The organism is Rhizobacter sp. P3_B12 (genome assembly GCF_056402895.1).
In genome coordinates, this window is record NZ_JBFUGN010001796.1 from 1 (window position 1) to 520 (window position 520).

Below are 520 nucleotides of genomic sequence, written 5' to 3' on the forward strand. Positions count from 1 at the left end.
GCTGGCGCTGCGCAAGCGCGAGATCGTCTCCGGGCAGCGTGCGCGCCGCGCCGCCGAGCCGGCGGAGGCCGCCTCGCCCGCACCGGTGGCCGCAGCGCCCGAGCTCGACACCCGCGAGGCCCTCGCGAAGGCCGCGCGCATCAGCAGCAACCAGGTCGCGATGATCGAGAAGATCCGCCAGCAGGCGGCGCCCGAGGTGGTCGAGGCGGTGAAGGCGGGCACGATCTCGATCAACGCGGCAGCCGCCGTGGCCAGCCTGCCGGCCGAGGAGCAGGTGGCCGCCGCGGCCGCCGGCAAGGACGAGCTGAAGCAGGCGGCCAAGCGGGCGCGCGAATCGCGCCGCAAGGCGCCGGCCGATGAGGGCGCGGCTGCAACACCGCAGGAACAACCGCCAGCGCAGCCGCACGACGGCGCCGACAGCGTCGACTCGCTGCGCCAGCGCGTGACCGCGCTGACCGCCGAGAACGCCGCGCTGAAGCTGAAGATCGCCGACCTGCACGCCCAGCTGCGCGCCAACGCC

The 520-nt window shown here is 75.6% G+C and carries 1 pseudogene; it reads left to right on the forward strand.

Going from position 1 to position 520, the window contains the following annotated elements:
* Positions 1-520 (forward strand): annotated as a pseudogene (locus AC1D01_RS38265) (plasmid replication/partition related protein); the annotation flags it as partial.